Source organism: Vibrio sp. DW001 (assembly GCF_029016285.1).
Lineage (GTDB): Bacteria > Pseudomonadota > Gammaproteobacteria > Enterobacterales > Vibrionaceae > Vibrio.
Genome location: NZ_CP091975.1, coordinates 789,879 through 808,087 on the forward strand (window position 1 = coordinate 789,879; position 18,209 = coordinate 808,087).

Annotated in this window: 18 protein-coding genes; 14 read left to right on the top strand and 4 right to left on the bottom strand. The window is 41.7% G+C overall.

Features of this window, described 5'->3' with window-relative positions; genetic code table 11:
* The first annotated feature begins 72 nt into the window (after positions 1-72).
* From fabZ to L3V77_RS03880, 10 genes are all read left to right on the top strand, one after another.
* Complete coding sequence (gene fabZ, locus L3V77_RS03835) at positions 73-510, top strand: 3-hydroxyacyl-ACP dehydratase FabZ (protein WP_195704987.1); 438 nt, start codon at positions 73-75, stop codon at positions 508-510.
* A complete protein-coding gene (lpxA, locus tag L3V77_RS03840) occupies positions 507-1,295 on the top strand; it encodes an acyl-ACP--UDP-N-acetylglucosamine O-acyltransferase (protein WP_275135804.1) in 789 nt (262 codons plus the stop codon). The genes fabZ and lpxA overlap by 4 nt, the downstream gene beginning before the upstream one ends.
* Positions 1,296-1,416: 121 nt before the next feature.
* Positions 1,417-2,571, top strand: coding sequence for a lipid-A-disaccharide synthase (gene lpxB, locus L3V77_RS03845; protein WP_275135805.1), 1,155 nt, complete (start codon positions 1,417-1,419; stop codon positions 2,569-2,571).
* Positions 2,564-3,178 (top strand): ribonuclease HII, encoded by a 615-nt coding sequence (gene rnhB, locus L3V77_RS03850; protein WP_275135807.1) that lies wholly within the window; start codon positions 2,564-2,566, stop codon positions 3,176-3,178. Before lpxB ends, rnhB begins: the two co-directional genes overlap by 8 nt.
* A gap of 24 nt (positions 3,179-3,202) precedes the next feature.
* A complete protein-coding gene (gene dnaE, locus L3V77_RS03855) occupies positions 3,203-6,682 on the top strand; it encodes a DNA polymerase III subunit alpha (RefSeq protein ID WP_275135808.1) in 3,480 nt (1,159 codons plus the stop codon).
* Positions 6,683-6,758: 76 nt separating this feature from the next.
* Positions 6,759-7,718, top strand: coding sequence for an acetyl-CoA carboxylase carboxyl transferase subunit alpha (accA, locus tag L3V77_RS03860; protein WP_195702489.1), 960 nt, complete (start codon positions 6,759-6,761; stop codon positions 7,716-7,718).
* A gap of 152 nt (positions 7,719-7,870) precedes the next feature.
* Positions 7,871-9,184, top strand: a complete 1,314-nt coding sequence (tilS, locus tag L3V77_RS03865; RefSeq protein WP_275135809.1) for a tRNA lysidine(34) synthetase TilS — start codon at positions 7,871-7,873, stop codon at positions 9,182-9,184.
* Positions 9,185-9,229: 45 nt separating this feature from the next.
* On the top strand, positions 9,230-9,541 hold the full coding sequence (locus L3V77_RS03870) for a cytochrome c (protein WP_275135810.1): 312 nt from the start codon (positions 9,230-9,232) through the stop codon (positions 9,539-9,541).
* A gap of 83 nt (positions 9,542-9,624) precedes the next feature.
* Positions 9,625-9,963, top strand: a complete 339-nt coding sequence (glnB, locus tag L3V77_RS03875) for a nitrogen regulatory protein P-II (protein ID WP_195702492.1) — start codon at positions 9,625-9,627, stop codon at positions 9,961-9,963.
* Positions 9,964-10,138: 175 nt separating this feature from the next.
* Complete coding sequence (locus L3V77_RS03880; RefSeq protein WP_275135811.1) at positions 10,139-11,008, top strand: endonuclease/exonuclease/phosphatase family protein; 870 nt, start codon at positions 10,139-10,141, stop codon at positions 11,006-11,008.
* Here the strand turns inward: L3V77_RS03880 and L3V77_RS03885 are convergent.
* From L3V77_RS03885 to gloB, 3 genes are all read right to left on the bottom strand, one after another.
* Positions 10,997-11,683, bottom strand: a complete 687-nt coding sequence (locus tag L3V77_RS03885; RefSeq protein WP_275136686.1) for a YIP1 family protein — start codon at positions 11,681-11,683, stop codon at positions 10,997-10,999. The genes L3V77_RS03880 and L3V77_RS03885 overlap by 12 nt on opposite strands.
* On the bottom strand, positions 11,683-13,290 hold the full coding sequence (locus L3V77_RS03890; protein ID WP_275135812.1) for a LysM peptidoglycan-binding domain-containing protein: 1,608 nt from the start codon (positions 13,288-13,290) through the stop codon (positions 11,683-11,685). Before L3V77_RS03890 ends, L3V77_RS03885 begins: the two co-directional genes overlap by 1 nt.
* Positions 13,291-13,360: 70 nt before the next feature.
* Positions 13,361-14,119 carry a hydroxyacylglutathione hydrolase gene (gene gloB, locus L3V77_RS03895; RefSeq protein ID WP_275135813.1) on the bottom strand — a complete coding sequence of 253 codons (759 nt, stop codon included), beginning with the start codon at positions 14,117-14,119 and terminating at the stop codon, positions 13,361-13,363.
* Positions 14,120-14,157: 38 nt separating this feature from the next.
* Between gloB and L3V77_RS03900 the strand changes: the two genes are divergently transcribed.
* Positions 14,158-14,904 carry a methyltransferase domain-containing protein gene (locus tag L3V77_RS03900; protein WP_275135814.1) on the top strand — a complete coding sequence of 249 codons (747 nt, stop codon included), beginning with the start codon at positions 14,158-14,160 and terminating at the stop codon, positions 14,902-14,904.
* 13 nt (positions 14,905-14,917) lie between these two features.
* Here the strand turns inward: L3V77_RS03900 and rnhA are convergent, their stop codons facing one another.
* Positions 14,918-15,379 (bottom strand): ribonuclease HI, encoded by a 462-nt coding sequence (gene rnhA, locus L3V77_RS03905; protein ID WP_275135815.1) that lies wholly within the window; start codon positions 15,377-15,379, stop codon positions 14,918-14,920.
* A gap of 63 nt (positions 15,380-15,442) precedes the next feature.
* Between rnhA and dnaQ the strand changes: the two genes are divergently transcribed.
* The 3 genes from dnaQ (at position 15,443) to lpcA (ending at position 18,186) form a co-directional block, all read left to right on the top strand.
* Positions 15,443-16,180 (top strand): DNA polymerase III subunit epsilon, encoded by a 738-nt coding sequence (dnaQ, locus tag L3V77_RS03910; RefSeq protein ID WP_275135816.1) that lies wholly within the window; start codon positions 15,443-15,445, stop codon positions 16,178-16,180.
* Between the two features lie 8 nt (positions 16,181-16,188).
* Positions 16,189-17,442: a TIGR03503 family protein gene (locus L3V77_RS03915; RefSeq protein ID WP_275135817.1), complete on the top strand. Its 1,254-nt coding sequence runs from the start codon at positions 16,189-16,191 to the stop codon at positions 17,440-17,442.
* 159 nt (positions 17,443-17,601) lie between these two features.
* The gene (gene lpcA, locus L3V77_RS03920) at positions 17,602-18,186 is read left to right on the top strand and encodes a D-sedoheptulose 7-phosphate isomerase (RefSeq protein ID WP_195702500.1); all 585 of its coding nucleotides are present in this window, start codon (positions 17,602-17,604) and stop codon (positions 18,184-18,186) included.
* The last annotated feature ends 23 nt before the right edge of the window (positions 18,187-18,209 follow it).

An 18,209-nucleotide genomic window follows, 5' to 3' on the forward strand; every position in this document is an offset into this window, starting at 1 on the left:
TCTTTTTCGTTTATAATTACAACCAATTGAATTGTTAATAGGAATATGGTTTTGACTACTGAAAAGAAAACAATGGATATCACAAGAATTCAGGAATTACTTCCACATCGTTATCCGTTTTTACTGATAGATAGAGTGACTGAGTATGTAGAAGGCAAATATCTTATTGGCTTGAAAAATGTATCAGTAAATGAACCTCAGTTCACCGGCCACTTTCCGAAGATGCCTATTTTTCCCGGTGTACTTATTTTAGAAGCAATGGCACAAGCTACAGGTTTACTCGCCTTTGCCACGTTTGGTGCGCCAAAAGAGAACGAATTGTATTATTTTGCTAGTATTGATAAAGCGAAGTTTCGTAAACCCGTTGTTCCAGGTGATCAATTGGTTATTGAAGTCGAATTTTTAAAAGAACGCAGAGGCATTGCGGTATTTACTGGCGTTGCGAAAGTAGATGGCGCTGTAGTCTGTTCTGCTGACCTTAAATGTGCACGTAGAGAATTCCAATTATGATCCATGAAACTGCTCAGATTCATCCAAGCGCAATCGTAGAAGATGGCGCAGTTATTGGTGCAAATGTTAAAATTGGTCCATTTTGTACCGTTGATAGTAAGGTAGAGATTGGCGAAGGAACCGAGCTTTTGTCACATGTTGTGGTAAAAGGTCCGACGAAAATTGGTAAAGATAATCGTATCTTTCAGTTCGCCTCTATAGGTGAAGAGTGCCAAGATCTCAAGTTTGCGGGTGAAGATACACGCCTTGAAATTGGAGATCGCAACACAATTCGTGAGAGCGTGACCATGCATCGAGGTACGATTCAAGATAATGGTATTACTAAAGTTGGTAATGATAACCTGTTTATGATCAACGCTCATATTGCGCATGATTGTATCGTTGGCGATCGCTGTATTTTTGCTAATAATGCGACGCTTGCAGGGCATGTGATTATTGGTCAGCAAGCAATAATTGGCGGTATGTGTGCTATCCACCAGTTCTGTCACGTAGGTGATCATGCGATGCTTGGTGGTGGTTCAATCGTTGTGCAAGACGTACCGCCTTATGTGATGGCGCAAGGTAATCATTGCGCGCCTTTCGGTATTAATATCGAAGGTCTCAAAAGACGTGGTTTTGAAAAGAAAGAGATCCACGCGATACGTCGAGCATATAAAGCGTTATATCGTAACGGTAATACCGTTGACGAAGCAAAAATAGAAATAGCGAAAGAAGCGGAAGAATTTGCTGGCGTTAAACTGTTCTTAGAATTCTTAGAGAACTCGTCTCGAGGAATTATTCGTTAGTTATTGAGAATGAATGGCGAACATTTTAAAAGATCGTAACGTTGGTTACGGTCTTTTTTGTCTGTACAGTTTCTTTGTTGGTACACTTTTTTTGTTTATACAGTTATAGGGAATGGAATTTATGCCTCAATCTCGTCCTCTTGTTATCGGCATTGTTGCTGGTGAACTATCAGGAGATACTCTGGGCGAAGGCTTTATTAAAGCAATCAAACAGCAAGTGCCTGATGCGCAATTCGTCGGTATTGGTGGCCCTAAAATGAATGCGCTAGGTTGCCAGTCGTTGTTTGATATGGAAGAGCTCGCGGTCATGGGGTTGGTGGAAGTGTTAGGTCGATTACCTAGGCTTTTGAAAGTGAAAGCTGAATTGGTTAAGTACTATACATTAAATCCCCCGGATGTATTTATTGGTATTGATGCGCCTGATTTTAATCTGCGTTTAGAGAAAAATCTTAAAGATTCGGGCATTAAAACGGTCCATTACGTGAGCCCTTCCGTATGGGCTTGGCGTCAAAAACGGATTTTTAAAATCGAAGCTGCGACCAACCTCGTGCTAGCATTTTTACCATTTGAAAAAGCGTTTTACGATAAGTTTAACGTTCCATGCGAATTTATTGGTCATACTCTTGCGGATGCTATCCCATTAGAAAATCCTAAAGAGCAAGCCAGAGAAGCACTTGGCTTGAATCCAGACAAAAAATGGCTCGCAGTATTGCCGGGAAGCCGCGGTGCAGAACTGAAAATGTTGGCACAGCCATTTGTCGAAACGTGCAAAAAACTTCACCAGAAACACCCCAACCTCGGTTTTGTCGTTGCGTTAGTCAACGACAAAAGACGGCAACAGTTTGAACAAGTGTGGAAGACTCTGGCGCCTGAATTGGAATTTATCTTAGTTGATGATACCGCTAGAAATGTGATTCAAGCCTCTGATGTGGTGATGTTAGCTTCAGGAACGGTGGCATTAGAATGCATGCTAGTTAAGAGACCAATGGTTGTCGCTTATAATGTAAATCCTATCACTGCGTTTATCGCTAAACGTTTAGTTAAAAGTGAATTTGTTTCTTTACCCAACATCCTTGCGGGTAAAGAGATGGTGAAAGAGTTTATTCTAGAGGAGTGTCATGCTGATAATCTCTTCAATGAGGTTGATAGACTGCTTTTTGATGACAATGTTGAGATGTTAGAAAAATTCACAGAGATGCACCATTGGATTCGCAAAGGGGCCGATCAACAAGCTGCTACGGCAGTATTGAAATTAATGGGCAGATTGAATGATTAAAGAATTTCCTCCATTTGAATATCCACAAGGGTTCCGTCTATTCGCAGGTGTTGACGAAGTGGGCCGTGGGCCCCTTGTCGGCAATGTTGTCACCGCCGCCGTTATTCTCGATCCCAATATTCCTATCGAAGGCCTAACTGACTCAAAAAAGCTTTCAGAAAAGAAACGATTAGCACTTTTTCCTGAGATTAAAGAGAAGTCACTCGCTTGGTCAATTGGACGTTGTTCTCCCGTTGAAATAGATCAACTCAATATTTTACATGCCACAATGCTTGCTATGACTAGAGCGGTAGAAGGGTTACATATTCAACCCGATTTTGTATTGATTGATGGAAACCGGGTACCTGATATAGTGATGCAGGCTCAAGCCATTGTGAAAGGTGATTTGCGAGTAGCGGAAATCAGCGCCGCTTCTATATTGGCGAAGGTAGTACGAGACAAAGAGATGGAAGAGTTGGATAATCAATATCCAGAATTTGGCTTTGCTAAGCACAAAGGCTACCCAACTAAAGCGCATTTTGAAGCTATTGATAAATATGGTGTGATAGAACAACATAGAAAGAGCTTTAAGCCAGTTAAAAAAGCGTTAGGTCTCTGTGAGTCCTAAACCTTGAGCGAGTAACCAAAAATAATGTCTGATCCAAAATTTATACACCTAAGAGTGCACAGTGATTATTCCATGGTTGATGGACTGTCTAAAGTCCCACCATTGGTGAAAAAGGTTGCCGAGCTTGGAATGCCAGCAATGGCGCTAACTGACTTTACTAACTTATGTGGATTGGTGAAATTTTACAATACTGCGCACGCCTGCGGGATAAAGCCAATAATTGGCGCAGACTTTGCTATGCAGTCCGATCTCTTTGGTGATGAGTTAACGCAGATAACGGTTATTGCTAAAGATAATAAGGGATATAACAACCTTACATTGCTCATATCTGAGGCATATCAAAGAGGTCACGTACAACATCAACCTGTTATTGATAAAGATTGGTTAGTGAACCATAAAGAAGGGTTGATCATTCTATCTGGCGGTAAAAATGGCGAAATAGGTAGAGCATTACTCAAAGGTAATCAACCCTTGGTTGACAGCTGCGTTGAGTTTTACAATACCCATTTCCCTGATCATTTTTATTTAGAACTGTCGCGAACGGGAAGAGCAGACGAAGAGAGTTATTTACACTTTGCACTCGAGCTGGCTGATAATGTCGGGCTGCCAGTGGTCGCGACGAATGAGGTTGTGTTTCTTCATGCCGAGCAGTTTGATGCACATGAAATTCGTGTCGCGATACATGATGGATTTACTCTGGTCGATCCGCGAAGACCTAAAAACTACAGTGCTCAACAATATTTGCGTACTGAAGAAGAGATGTGCGCTCTGTTCTCAGATATCCCAGAAGCCCTTGCGAATAGTGTCGAGATTGCGAAACGATGTAATGCTACGGTTCGATTAGGCGAAATTTTCTTGCCAAATTTTCCAACAGAAGGGATGAAGATTGAAGATTATCTGATTAAAAAATCAGAAGAAGGTTTAGAAAACCGCCTTGAGTTTTTGTTCCCTGACGAACAAGTTAGATTGGATAAACGAGCAGATTATGACGAACGCCTTAAAATAGAACTTAAAGTGATTAACCAGATGGGATTTCCTGGTTACTTCTTGATTGTGATGGAGTTTATTCAATGGTCGAAAGATAATGATGTGCCAGTTGGCCCCGGTCGAGGGTCTGGTGCAGGTTCTCTGGTGGCTTATGCGTTAAGTATCACGGATTTAGACCCACTGGAATACGACCTCCTGTTTGAACGCTTCCTAAACCCTGAACGTGTATCTATGCCCGATTTCGATATCGATTTTTGCATGGATAAACGAGATCAAGTAATTGATCATGTGGCAGAGATATATGGTCGTGATGCTGTATCACAGATTATTACCTTTGGAACCATGGCCGCTAAAGCGGTAATACGGGATGTTGGCCGGGTGCTTGGCCACCCATATGGCTTTGTTGACCGCATCTCTAAGTTAGTCCCACCCGATCCCGGTATGACCCTTGAAAAGGCATTTAAAGCAGAGCCTCAGCTTCCAGAGATTTATGCGGCTGATGAAGACGTAAAAGAGCTTATTGATAAGTGCCGAATTTTAGAAGGCGTAACACGTAACGCAGGTAAACATGCCGGTGGTGTGGTTATTTCTCCCACGACGATTACGGATTTTGCGCCAATTTATTGCGATGCTGATGGGAATTTTCCTGTTACTCAATTTGATAAAAATGACGTAGAAACCGCTGGGCTGGTGAAGTTTGACTTTCTTGGTTTGCGTACACTGACTATTATCGACTGGGCGCTTGGCTTAATTAATCCCCGTTTGAAAAAAGAAGGGAAAGATCAGGTTAGAATCGAATCGATTCCACTTGAAGATCCTCGTTCATTTAAGAAGCTACAAGATTCTGAAACAACCGCCGTATTCCAATTAGAATCCCGTGGTATGAAAGAGCTTATCAAACGACTTCAACCGGACTGCTTTGAAGATATTATTGCATTGGTGGCGCTTTTTCGTCCGGGGCCATTACAGTCCGGAATGGTAGATAACTTTATTGACCGTAAACACGGTCGTGAAGCGGTATCTTACCCAGATGAAACATGGCAGCATGATTCGCTTCAAGAGACGTTAGAACCGACCTACGGCATTATATTGTATCAAGAACAGGTAATGCAGATTGCGCAGATCCTCGCAGGATATACGCTAGGCGGCGCCGATATGTTGCGGCGTGCGATGGGTAAGAAAAAACCGGAAGAGATGGCAAAGCAGCGTTCGATATTCGAACAAGGGGCTATTGATAACGGTGTCGACGGTGAATTGTCGATGAAAATATTTGACCTTGTAGAAAAATTTGCAGGGTATGGTTTTAATAAATCGCATTCAGCGGCTTATGCACTTGTTTCTTATCAAACCCTGTGGCTGAAAACCCATTATCCTGCTGAATTTATGGCTGCGGTTATGACGGCTGATATGGACAATACCGAAAAGATTATTGGGTTGGTGGACGAATGTAACCGAATGAAATTAAAGGTTTTACCACCAGATATCAATGCTGGAGACTATCGATTTAATGTGGATGAATCTGGTGCAGTTGTTTACGGCATCGGAGCGATTAAAGGCGTCGGCGAAGGGCCCATTGAAAATATCATTGAAGCGAGAAATAGTGGCGGTCATTTCAAGGATCTCTTCGATTTCTGTGCTCGTATAGATCTGAAAAAAGCCAACAAACGCGTCATCGAAAAGTTAATCCAAGCTGGTGCGTTGGATCGTTTAGGTCCACATAGGGCGGCCATGATGGCGTCAGTCAATGCGGCAGTGAAAGCAGCTGGTCAATATCATCAAGCTGAATCATTTGGTCAGTCTGATATGTTTGGTGTGCTAACGAATGCACCAGAAGCGGTAGAGCAAGCTTACGCCCAGGTGCCTGAATGGCCAGAGAAAATATGGTTGGAAGGAGAGCGGGAAACTTTAGGGCTTTATTTGACCGGACATCCAGTTAATGCATATTTAAAGGAACTTGCGAAGTACACTAGTTGTCGACTAAAAGATGCAACGGTAACAAGGCGCGATCAAAGTGTGACTTTGTCTGGCTTAGTTATTGCGGCAAGAGTGATGACAACTAAGCGTGGATCTCGTATTGGTCTTATGACATTAGATGACAGATCGGGTCGAATTGAGGTAATGATGTTCTCTGATGTGTTGGATAGGTACGCAGAATTACTAGAAAAAGACAGAATATTAGTGATTTCTGGACAGGTCAGCTTTGATGACTTCAATGGTGGCCTTAAAATGTCTGCGCGAGAAGTGATGGATATTGGTGAAGCCCGTGAGAAATATGCTCGTGGATTATCAGTATCGATTATGCAGTCGCAAATAAATGCTCAGTTTTTTGAACGATTTAGTGCAATATTGGAGCCACACAAAGCGGGAACCGTTCCAGTAAATGTGTATTATCAAAGGGAAGATGCTAGAGCAAAGCTCGCATTGGGAACTGAATGGCGAGTAACGCCAAATGATACATTGATAGACGAATTAAAACAGTTACTTGGGAAAAAACAAGTAGAACTCGAATTTAACTAAATTCAGTTGTGATAACCTAATCATTAGCTATATTGTTTATAGTGGTTAATCGCAGCTGTTTAACAAAGGATTCATGATGAGCCTGAACTTTCTAGAATTTGAAAAGCCTATTGCTGAACTAGAAGCAAAAATCGAAGCACTTCGAGATATGTCTCGCCACGGTGGTGATACAACGGTGGATCTAGATAAAGAGATTTCTCAATTAGAAGAGAAAAGCTTAGAGCTTAAAAAGAAAATATTTAACGATTTAGGTGCATGGCAAGTTGCACAACTTGCTCGTCATCCTCAGCGTCCTTATACATTAGATTATCTTGAACATGTATTTACTGAGTTTGAACTTTTAGCAGGCGACCGTGCTTATGGCGATGATAAAGCCATTGTTGGTGGCATGGCTCGTCTAGATGGACGACCAGTTATGGTTATCGGTCACCAAAAAGGACGTGAAACGAAAGAAAAAGTAATACGTAACTTTGGTATGCCAAAACCAGAAGGATACCGTAAAGCGCTTCGATTAATGCAGATGGCTGAGCGTTTTAATATGCCAGTTATTACCTTTATCGATACAGCTGGTGCTTATCCAGGTGTCGGTGCGGAAGAGCGCGGACAATCTGAAGCTATCGCTAGAAATCTAAAAGTGATGTCTGGTCTGAAAGTGCCTATAATTTGTAATGTGGTCGGTGAAGGTGGTAGTGGTGGTGCATTAGCTATTGGTGTTGGTGATTACGTCAATATGCTTCAATATTCGACCTATGCGGTGATCTCTCCTGAAGGGTGTGCTTCTATCCTTTGGCGTGATTCAGATAAGGCTCCACAAGCTGCTGAAGCGATGGGACTCGTTGCGCCACGTTTAAAAGAATTAGAGCTTATTGATGAAATCATTGAAGAGCCATTGGGTGGTGCGCATCGTGACCCTATTCAGATGGCTAAGAATATGAAAGCCAATTTAATTAAACAACTCGATGAACTTGTTGAGTACGATAGTGATACATTGCTTGAACGCCGATACCAGCGTTTGATGAACTATGGTTATTGTTAAGATTGAAGCAAATGAAAACGGATTAAGTTAGAATAAAACGGACCTTTAGGTCCGTTTTATTGTTTTTAACCGTAAACGTAAGCTAATCAGCATGCAATTTAAGACCATTTGCCTCGCCTATGATTGATTACGTAAACAATTGAGGCCCGGCTTTGTTAGATACTCTTACTTCATGTCTTGATAAATACCGACAACCCCACAGCCGTGTTGTTTTGGCATTAAGCGGTGGTGTTGATTCAAGAGTATTGCTGGATCTACTTGCGCGTTATCAGGCAGTACACAAAGAGGTAACTTGCTTAGCGGTTCATGTCCATCATGGATTAAGTGATAACGCGGATGAATGGGTATCTTGTTGCCAGACTTGGTGTGACGACGACGGTATTGAGCTGTTCATCGAGTACGTTGAACTCAATTTGGCTCGCCAAGTGAGCACAGAACAAGAGGCTCGCAACAAGCGTTATCAAGCCTTAGAAAAACATGTCAAAAGAGACGATATACTGATAACTGGCCAACACAATGCCGATCAGATGGAAACATTCTTACTGGCTCTGAAAAGAGGTAGCGGTCCCAAAGGGCTATCTGCAATGCCTGAATGCGCTTCTTTTTCCGACGGTTTATTGATTCGTCCTCTCTTAGCTATCAGCCAAGTCGCGATAATTGAGTATGCGCATTCTAAGCAACTAAACTGGAATGAAGATGAGAGTAATCAAAATACTCAATATGATCGAAATTTCTTGCGACAAGAGGTTATTCCCAAACTGAAAGCGCGATGGCCAAACATAGAACAGTCCGTATTAAGAAGCAGCAAGTTGTGTGCGAATCAAGAATCGCTCATTAATGAATTATTAAATGAAAGGCTAATACAGTTGACTGATGCTGATGGTAGTTTATCTATCCTGCAACTAGGTCAACAGAGTGAACTTGCTAGAAATCAGTTGCTAAGGCTTTGGCTAAGCGCTAGGCACAGTATGATGCCCTCTTTAGTACAATTAAGCTTGATTTGGAAAGAGGTTGCGTTAGCAAAAACAGATGGTAATCCTAAAATAAATATCACGTCTGGAGAAGTGAGACGCTTCAAAGGTCGACTCTATTTTGTGGACAAAATACCAGATGTTACCTCTTGGTCTGATTCGCTATCTTTCCAACAACGACTGGCGCTACCTGAGAAACTGGGTCATATTCAACTTATTGATAAATGCGTAGGGACATCGCTGTCGCTGCGTTCTCCTAAAAAAAATGAACGAGTATGGGTTCACTTTAATCCACAAGGTTTGACCGCTCACCCCGTTGAACGAGAACATAGTAGAAAGTTGAAGAAACTGTTTCAGGAGTATGAAATACCAAGTTGGTTACGCACGCGAACACCCATTATTATGTATGGTGATCAGCTCGCTATGGTTGCAGATCTTTTTGTGTGCAAAGAATTTCACGGTGATGATTGTGAAATTCTATGGGATAAAGTATAAGAGTGTAAGCTCAATAATTAGAATATATAAATTAAAGGAAGCGTTATGAATAAGTTAGTAACTGGATTAGTAATGGGTACGGTGTTGTTTAGTGGTTCTGTCTTAGCTGGTGACCCAGTGGCAGGAAAAGCAAAATCAATGGTATGCGGGGCTTGTCACGGCGTTGCTGGTATATCGGCCATTGACGGCTATCCAAACCTAGCTGGTCAAAACGAAAAGTACATTATTTCTTCAATTAAAGCTTATCGTAACAAAGAACGAAATGGCGGTAATGCCGCAATTATGCAACCACAGGCTGGAATACTCAGCGACCAGGATATCGAAAACTTGGCAGCATACTATTCACAAATGAAATAAGTTTGTCAGAATGTCAGTGTTGGTTATTTCGTTGATTTCAATAGTAATGCTGTCATAGATGTAGGTAAGATTAAGGGATTAATATGAAAAAGATTGAGGCAATCATCAAGCCGTTTAAATTGGATGATGTTCGTGAAGCGCTAGCAGAAGTTGGTATTACAGGTATGACAGTATCTGAGGTCAAAGGTTTTGGTCGTCAGAAAGGCCATACAGAATTGTACAGAGGTGCAGAGTATGTGGTTGATTTTCTGCCAAAAGTGAAACTTGAAATTGTTGTTACTAGCGATGTTGTTGATCAATGCATAGATACAATAATTGAAACAGCTCAAACGGGTAAAATCGGAGACGGTAAGATATTCGTTACGAATGTTGATCGTGTGGTACGAATTCGTACTGGCGAAGAAGATGAAGATGCTATTTAAAAGTGGTTGAATAAAAAGGGGCTAAGGCTCCTTTTTTGTTTTCTATTCTTAAACATCTACTTCTAATGCGGTGGTTACCTTTTAAATCGGTCGACTTTCTTTGTCGGTGGATTTTCACTTCATCTTTATAATCTCATTGTATAAATGATTTTTTAGCTAGTGGTAATAATAGGGTATGAAGAAAGTCATTAAATCGATTCTAATACTGTGTGCATCCCTTGTTGTATTGGCACTATTCTCTTTTCAGATTGTTTTTGATGTACCCGAACAGCCTCAACAACTCTTGTTAAGTCATGATCAAACGCAAGTTACACCTATCTGTTACCAAAACCCATCACCGAAACCTATTGATAAGAATGGCCATATTAACCTTTTGGTCTGGAATATCTACAAACAGAATCGAGATAATTGGGAACCGGCACTTAACCAATTTAGCCATGACGCACAGCTACTTTTGCTTCAAGAGGCGAGCCTTACAGGTGCTTTTAAGGTGTGGATTGAAAAACAATCGTGGGGAAGCAACTACGTTAAAGCATTTTCGGCTTTTGATATTAGTGCTGGTGTAGTTAATTTAGCCTCTAATTTCCCTATTACGGCTTGTGCATTTAGTGCCAAAGAACCCTGGTTAAGATTACCCAAGTCAGGATTATACGCTCTGTATCTATTGTCTAATGGTCAGCAGCTTGCCGTTGTTAACGTACACGCCATTAATTTTTCCTTGGGGATAGCAGAGTACCAGCAGCAGCTTTCTCTACTAAGAGGGGAACTCATGCAACATACTGGACCAATAATTATGGCTGGAGATTTCAATACGTGGAGTGACGATCGACTTACAGAGCTAAATGAACAGGTTGCGAAACTGGCACTTCATGAGGTGCCATTTGACCCGGATAACCGAAAGCTTTTCGTCAATGGTTTGCCTCTGGATCATGTTTTTTATAGAGGGTTAACATTGATAAATGCAAAAGCGCCCGTAACGGACGCTTCGGATCATAACCCTTTAATAGTCAATTTCAAGTTCAGTGATTCGCGACTAAATAATTAATATGTATAAAGCCCATATGAGGTAATATCCAAGCCAAGGAAGGGCCGAAATAGCAAGAGCCTGACCTTTGGAAAACTCAGTCCAAGCCCCAATAGCTGCATAGCCGAGCACAATGTACCAAGGTAGTAACAACGGCAAGGCACGAGTGAAAGAAGACCATTCATTCGTTAGCGGTAGTTTTAGTAAACCATTCAAACTGTTCAAATCCGCTGCATAACTCATCACATTGCCATGATTGATTAACAGACTCACATAGCTTGCAAAGTCACCGAGAACGGCTGGAAAAATGACGACACTGGAGGCCGCAAACCACTTCCAATAACCGTGCTGATGACGGCTAGGTTTTGCAGCCAAGAAAAACCAAAATGCAAGTAAGCCAATATTTAGAGTTCTATTAAATACGGCATTTAGAATCTCACTTGCCATGAGGGTATTTGGTTCAAGTAAGACTATTTTATCTGGGGATGTCGCCTGAAGTTGTTCGATTAGGTTGAATTTTAACCATTCAAAATCAACAATATCGAAATAATAACCCCAAAATAGGAATGGAGTTAACATTAGAAGTACATAGGTTTGCCAGCCCCAAGCGCCTCTTTTATAGAGTGCTGCGAAGCATGAGGTTGGAGCTCGAAATATATCAACAACCATGGATAATGGGTTACTAGAAGGAACTATCATACGCTGACCTTAGTGACATCGACATAAAGCTTAAGGCTTTGGCCTGGCTTGATGTACTTTTTCTTAGCCAGATTGTTCCATTTTACAATATCTGAGCTCTTAACATTAAATTTGTTCGCAATACCATTAATGGTGTCTCCTGTGCGAACTTTGTAATGAACGGTACGCATAACGGCACCGTCACTATTATTTTTCCAGATGACGAGTCTTTGACCAATTTTTAATGTGTCTTTGGGGCCCATACCATTCCATTTAGCTAAAGACTGATATGACACTTTATGCTTTCTAGAAATTGTCCATAGGCTGTCGCCACTTGAAACGGTGTGAGTAACCTTAAACTTCCCTCTGGCCGTTGATTGTGTTTTGGCCAAACGATTTTTTGCACTCAGCGCATAAGCTTCGTCACCTTTTGTCGATGTTGGAATCATCAAATGTTGTCCAACACGAATCATATTGCCGGACAGGTTATTCGCTGTTCTGATTATCTTACTTGTTGTTTCATGGTCTCTTGCTATGACACTCAGTGTATCGCCAGATTTCACCTTATAGCGAATAAGCTTCACACCTTTACCACGGTTTTCTTCTACCGATTGATTAAATGGCTCGACAGCGTCGAGTGGTAATAAAAAGTGAAATGGTCCTTCAGGTGCTGTAGCCCATTGGTTATAGGCTGGATTGTAGCTTTGCAGTTCAGTGACAGAAAGCCCAGCGTAGTTAGCCGCTATCGCGAGATCAAGTTGCTCTTTTGGATCAACGCTTTGTAATACAGGTTTGTTTGCAATAGCAGGGATGCTGACACCGTATTTTTCTTGATTAGCAACAACATCCGCTAAAGCAAGTAATTTTGGAACATAACTGCTGGTCTCTTTAGGTAATTCAAGAGAGAAGAAATCTATTGGTTTACCCGCTTTATTATTTTTAGTTATCGCTCGAGAAACACGTCCGCCACCGCTATTGTAGGCCGCGATGGCATGATTCCAGTTACCATCAAATCGTTTGTTCAAATAGGTCAGGTAGTCTAGCGCTGCATCGGTAGCCGCTGATACATCGCGTCGGCCGTCATACCAGTAGTTCTGTTCTAAGCCATACATCTTTCCTGTGCCAGGTACAAATTGCCACAATCCAGCAGCACTGCCATGTGAATAGGCAAAGGGATCAAATGAGCTTTCTACTACAGGTAATAATGCTAGCTCTAGAGGTAGGTGGCGCTGTTCTATTTTTTCCACAATTAAATAAAGGAAAGGTTCAGCTCGGTTAGAAACAGCAATGAGATGATTAGGATGGGTAATAAACCAATTACGATAGTAGTCGACACTTTTACGATCAGGCACCTCTAATTTGAGCTGCATCGCAATGCGCTCCCAAACATCGTCGCGATTCCAAGGAGTGATATCTGGTTTATTGACATCACTTTGTGACGGCGCCGTACCATCGTTAGCAGAATCTATCGTATCAGTATTACCATTATTTGCAGCACTCGAACTAGAGTCTGATTGATGGTTTGTACCTGTGGTCGAATTTGTCTCAGAAGAAGAGTCAATTTGTTGAGTCGTTTGGCAACCTGCCAACAGAAGTACTACGATCCAACTAAACAGCGTTCTCATTTATCTAACCTTGTTAAAAATTGACTGCTGATGATACTTGCGCTCATATACAGTGACAAGCTAGAAAACGTTAAAATGCGTTCTTCCACTCTCTTAAAGCAGTAAAGACTCCAATTGCAGACGTTTCTTTGGTTCTATTAGCAATGGAATTAATGATGCTAGGCTGATCAACTCGCAAGAAAGGATTAATAAGTTTCTCTTTTTGCAACGTTGTGGGTAGCGTCGGCTTTCCTTCTGCTCTCAATCGAAAAACGTCTTCACGATAGGCTAGTAAGTTTTGATTATCTGGTTCTACAGCCAACGCAAAAGAAACATTCGAGCTGGTATATTCGTGCGCTGGGTATACCTCTGTTTCATCGGGGAGGGCGAGTATCTTATTTAAAGATTCAAACATCTGTTCAGGCGTCCCCTCAAAAATGCGACCGCATCCTGCTGAGAATAAAACGTCGCCACTAAAGAGTTTACCATCGCCGACATATCCAAGGTGCCCATTGGTATGCCCAGGAAGATCAAGCACTAAGAATGTTTCATCAAACAGTGAGAATTGCGCTCCACCATTTAAGTTGTGGGTAAGGTATGGAATATTTTCTTTTTCAGGGCCAACAATTTTTATGTTTGGAAAGGCATCCAACAGAGCGGCAACCCCACCAATGTGATCGTTATGATGATGTGTAACGAGTATTGCTTCTAATGTAAGGCTATGTTGATTGAGATACTCTAAGACTGGTGTTGCGTCACCGGGGTCAACAATTGCACAACGTTTATCGCTATTTTGAATTAGCCAGATGTAATTGTCATTGAATGCGGGTATGCTCTTGATGGTTAACATTTTATTCTCCAGCAATGAATTGTAAGTTTAAGGTATCGATGAAACCAGCTCGTACTGCAAAAAAAATCGAACAACCTCACTCATGGCAGCATCTAAAAAATGGTGCTTGGGTATCCGAATCCATCCAGATGAGGCTAGACGAGTGGTGCCCTAAATTATTTGGTTATCACATGCTAAAGCTTGGTGGACTTAGTTGTGAGATAGCAAGTAGGATGTGTAATATTCAGCATCAAGTCAACCTTGATATCAAAAACTCACAGCATACTGTCATTGCAGAACATTACGACCTTCCCTTCTTAGAAAAAAGTATCGATGTAGTGCTTCTCGCCCATCAGTTAGATTACTGCAGTGATCCTCATCGTCTGTTGCGTGAAGTGGATAGAGTGATGGTAGACGATGGGTATCTAATTATGACTGGTTTTAACCCTATTAGCCTGATGGGACTCTCTAGTTTAATGCCGTGGAGGAAAAACAATCTGCCATGGAGTGGACGTATGTTTACTCCAAACCGAATTAAAGATTGGTTAGGCTTATTGAACTATCAGGTTGTGCACATTGATAGGTATGCTGTATTTCCAATGAAACATCCATTTTGGACTTGGTTGGAAAATAGCATGGGTGATCGATTAATACCTTGTGGCAGTCTCTATTTTATTGTCGCGAGAAAGAGAACCTATCCGCTCAAGTTGATTAAGCCTCACTGGCGATTAAAACGAAAATTATCGCCAGTAGGCGTGAATATGAGAGTAGGAAGCCGCGCTGAATCGACGAAGAATACCGATTAGCAATTCAAAGAAATTAACCTTCATAACCCTCATCAATATCTGACGGCGCTTCCGCAGCGGCTCTTGCTATCTCGTCGCATATTTCATTTTCTCTATGCCCAGCATGGCCTTTAACCCATCGCCAGTCGACGAAATGACGGGATGCTTCGATATCAAGCGCTTTCCATAGGTCTGCATTTTTCACCGGTTTTCTGTCAGATGTCTTCCATTCGCGCTTTTTCCAGTTGTGGATCCATTTAGTGATGCCCTGACGAACGTATTGGCTGTCCGTAGTCAGGATGACATGACAAGGCTCTTTCAGCGCTTTTAATGCGACGACTGCTGCGAGCATTTCCATTCGATTATTTGTCGTTAACGTATAACCGTTGGATAGCCTCTTTTCTGTTTGTTTATATCTAAGTACAATGCCATAACCGCCGGGGCCGGGGTTACCTAAACATGATCCATCGGTGAAAACTTCAACTTGTTTCGTCATGATTTGATACTATTACTCGATAAGCCAACTTCAATATAAATATAGTCTGACATACATATCATTATGAATACTAGTAACAATTCTAACCAACAACGAATCGTGGTACTTGATACCGAAACAACCGGTATGAACCAAGAAGGTGGACCAACCTATTTGGGGCACCGAATTATTGAGATTGGTGCTGTAGAGATCATTGATAGAAAGCTCACTGGCAAACACTTTCACGTTTATATAAAACCGGACAGGTTAATTCAAGAAGAGGCCATTGGTGTTCACGGTATTACCGATGAATTTCTTCGCGATAAGCCGATGTATCGAGAAGTCCATCATGAGTTTTTAGAATTTATTAAAGGTGCGGAACTTGTCGCGCATAATGCGCCCTTTGATGTCGGCTTTATGGATTCTGAGTTCGAGAAGCTTGATCGTAGTATTGGTAAAACAAGTCAGTATTGTAAAATTACCGATACGCTTGCCATGGCAAAAAAAATATTTCCAGGCAAGAGGAACAACCTCGATATTCTATGTGAGCGCTATGGAATAGATAATTCGCATCGAACACTCCACGGGGCGTTACTCGATGCTGAAATTCTAGCCGATGTTTATCTACTCATGACGGGTGGACAAACTTCTTTGGCATTTACTGGTGATCAACAATCAAATAGCGATGGCGAATCGATTAGACGAGCAGTATCTGAAAGAAAATCTCTTAAGGTTTTACGTGCATCTGCCGATGAAGTAGAAGCACACCAAAAACGTTTGAATATCGTCGAAGAAGGCGGAAGCTGTCTCTGGCGGCAATAGAGGAAACTATGTTTAGGATTCTGTTCTTTTTAACCTGCATATTGACCAGTTCCTTTAGTTGGTCACAAACAGAATCATCTGTTTCTTTATTGGACAACCGATTTAGGGTTGATCCAACAATCGAACAAATATCTTTTGTTATTTATAGAAAATCTCGGTCTCGATCCGTTGTATTGGTGCGTCCTGATGGTAAAAAGTACTATTCATGGGATCATCCGGAAAGCGTCTCTTGGTATGAAGAAAATGGTATGGATATTATTTCCATTGAGGATCCTATGCCGGGACCATGGCAAGCCGTTGGTAAGGTGACACCAAGAAATAATATAAAACTGCTATCTGATTTATTGCTCCACGTCGATAAATTTCCTAATCGTTTATATCAACAAGAGACGATAAAATTTACCGCCCGTCTTACTCAAGATGGCAATCCACTGGTGCTCAAAGATTTTTTAGATCGAGTACGGCTTCGCGTCAATTTTATTCATTTCGTAGAAGATGAAGAGAACCCAGAGATCGCCTCTGAACCAGAGTCAACCATTCTAGGTACCTTTCAAGATGACGGGCAAGGCTTGGATGAAATCTCTGGTGATGGCGTCTTTACTGTGGCATTGCCCATTACGGTTGCTCCAGGTAAATATAAAGCCAGAATCACCTCAGGAAATGGCGTTTTCTTAAGAGCGGTTGAGCAAACAGTACTTGTGTATCCTTCTCCCATCACGGTTGGGTTTGTTCAATCAAGGGTTGATAATGAAGGGCATCTGGTGACAATTACCGGCGAACAAGGAATGGTATTGCCAGGTACTATCGCGGCAAGCATAGAGCAAACGACGCCAGATAAACGAACTATCCTTACTCAAAGTAGTGTCGACGCAGAAGGCTTTACGACTGAATTCACTATGACGAATGACCCGTATCCAGGCAAACATACTTGGAAAGGTACGGTATACGCAACAGAAGGTGCGGCGAAAAGAGAACTCATCATTCAACTGAAAGAGAAAGCTTTCAGCGTGATGAAAAAGCTTGATATTGAACAGTCAACCAAAGAATATCAGCGTATACAGGAAGAGAAGCGCAGAGCATTTGAAATAGAAAGAATTAGGCGTGACAGAGAAGAAGCAAGAATGACCGGCATGTTGACCATACTGGTAGGAAATTTAGTGGTGATTATTCTTGGCCTTATCATCTGGTTTGTGATTAGAAAGCTGAGAACACGCAGAGTGTCAGTACCAGAAATGCAACTGGACGCCCCACCTAAACGGTGAGTGATAGAAAAATAGAAGAGCTTAAGGCTCTTCTATTTTGTTATATAGCCTCTCTTTTTTATGTGAACTCTTCATTCTTTTCTCTTATTACTCGACACTCGAAATCAAAACTAGGTAAACTCTGAGTAATCTTATTCCCTCGAAACAGTGAGAGTCACCATGTATCAAGATCTAATTCGTTCAGAATTAAATGAAGCGGCAGAAGTACTAAATAAATTTTTAAGTGATGAGCACAATATTCAACAGATAGAAGCGGCAGCCAAGATGATTGCAGATTCTTTCAAGCTTGGTGGTAAAGTTCTCTCTTGTGGCAATGGTGGCTCACACTGTGATGCGATGCATTTTGCCGAAGAATTAACAGGTCGATATAGAGAGGACCGCCCGGGATACGCGGGCATCGCTATCTCTGACCCAAGCCATATGTCTTGCGTGAGCAACGACTTTGGTTATGATTATGTATTCTCACGTTATATTGAAGCGGTTGGTTCTTCAGGTGATGTGCTATGGGGCCTTTCGACTTCAGGTAATTCAAGTAATATTCTCAAAGCAATAGAAGCCGCGAAGAAGAAAGGGATGAAAACGATCGCTTTGACAGGTAAAGATGGCGGTAAGATGGCTGGATGCGCGGATATTGAAATACGCGTGCCCCATTTTGGTTATGCTGACCGAATTCAAGAGATTCATATAAAGATCATTCATATTGTCATTCAATTAATAGAAAAAGAGATGGCGAAAGATTTCTAAAGAGCTGTTCGGACGGGTCTTTA

Bases quoted from the DNA above. Each gene is read 5' to 3' on its own strand.
- L3V77_RS03880 (WP_275135811.1), top strand. From the start codon at position 10,139: ATGAAGAAAGTCATTAAATCGATTCTAATACTGTGTGCATCCCTTGTT.
- L3V77_RS03900 (WP_275135814.1), top strand. From the start codon at position 14,158: ATGAAACCAGCTCGTACTGCAAAAAAAATCGAACAACCTCACTCATGG.
- gloB (WP_275135813.1), bottom strand. From the start codon at position 14,119: ATGTTAACCATCAAGAGCATACCCGCATTCAATGACAATTACATCTGG.
- glnB (WP_195702492.1), top strand. From the start codon at position 9,625: ATGAAAAAGATTGAGGCAATCATCAAGCCGTTTAAATTGGATGATGTT.
- rnhA (WP_275135815.1), bottom strand. From the start codon at position 15,379: ATGACGAAACAAGTTGAAGTTTTCACCGATGGATCATGTTTAGGTAAC.
- L3V77_RS03890 (WP_275135812.1), bottom strand. From the start codon at position 13,290: ATGAGAACGCTGTTTAGTTGGATCGTAGTACTTCTGTTGGCAGGTTGC.
- dnaE (WP_275135808.1), top strand. From the start codon at position 3,203: ATGTCTGATCCAAAATTTATACACCTAAGAGTGCACAGTGATTATTCC.
- lpxB (WP_275135805.1), top strand. From the start codon at position 1,417: ATGCCTCAATCTCGTCCTCTTGTTATCGGCATTGTTGCTGGTGAACTA.
- lpxA (WP_275135804.1), top strand. From the start codon at position 507: ATGATCCATGAAACTGCTCAGATTCATCCAAGCGCAATCGTAGAAGAT.
- rnhB (WP_275135807.1), top strand. From the start codon at position 2,564: ATGATTAAAGAATTTCCTCCATTTGAATATCCACAAGGGTTCCGTCTA.
- fabZ (WP_195704987.1), top strand. From the start codon at position 73: ATGGATATCACAAGAATTCAGGAATTACTTCCACATCGTTATCCGTTT.
- L3V77_RS03870 (WP_275135810.1), top strand. From the start codon at position 9,230: ATGAATAAGTTAGTAACTGGATTAGTAATGGGTACGGTGTTGTTTAGT.
- lpcA (WP_195702500.1), top strand. From the start codon at position 17,602: ATGTATCAAGATCTAATTCGTTCAGAATTAAATGAAGCGGCAGAAGTA.
- L3V77_RS03915 (WP_275135817.1), top strand. From the start codon at position 16,189: ATGTTTAGGATTCTGTTCTTTTTAACCTGCATATTGACCAGTTCCTTT.
- dnaQ (WP_275135816.1), top strand. From the start codon at position 15,443: ATGAATACTAGTAACAATTCTAACCAACAACGAATCGTGGTACTTGAT.
- accA (WP_195702489.1), top strand. From the start codon at position 6,759: ATGAGCCTGAACTTTCTAGAATTTGAAAAGCCTATTGCTGAACTAGAA.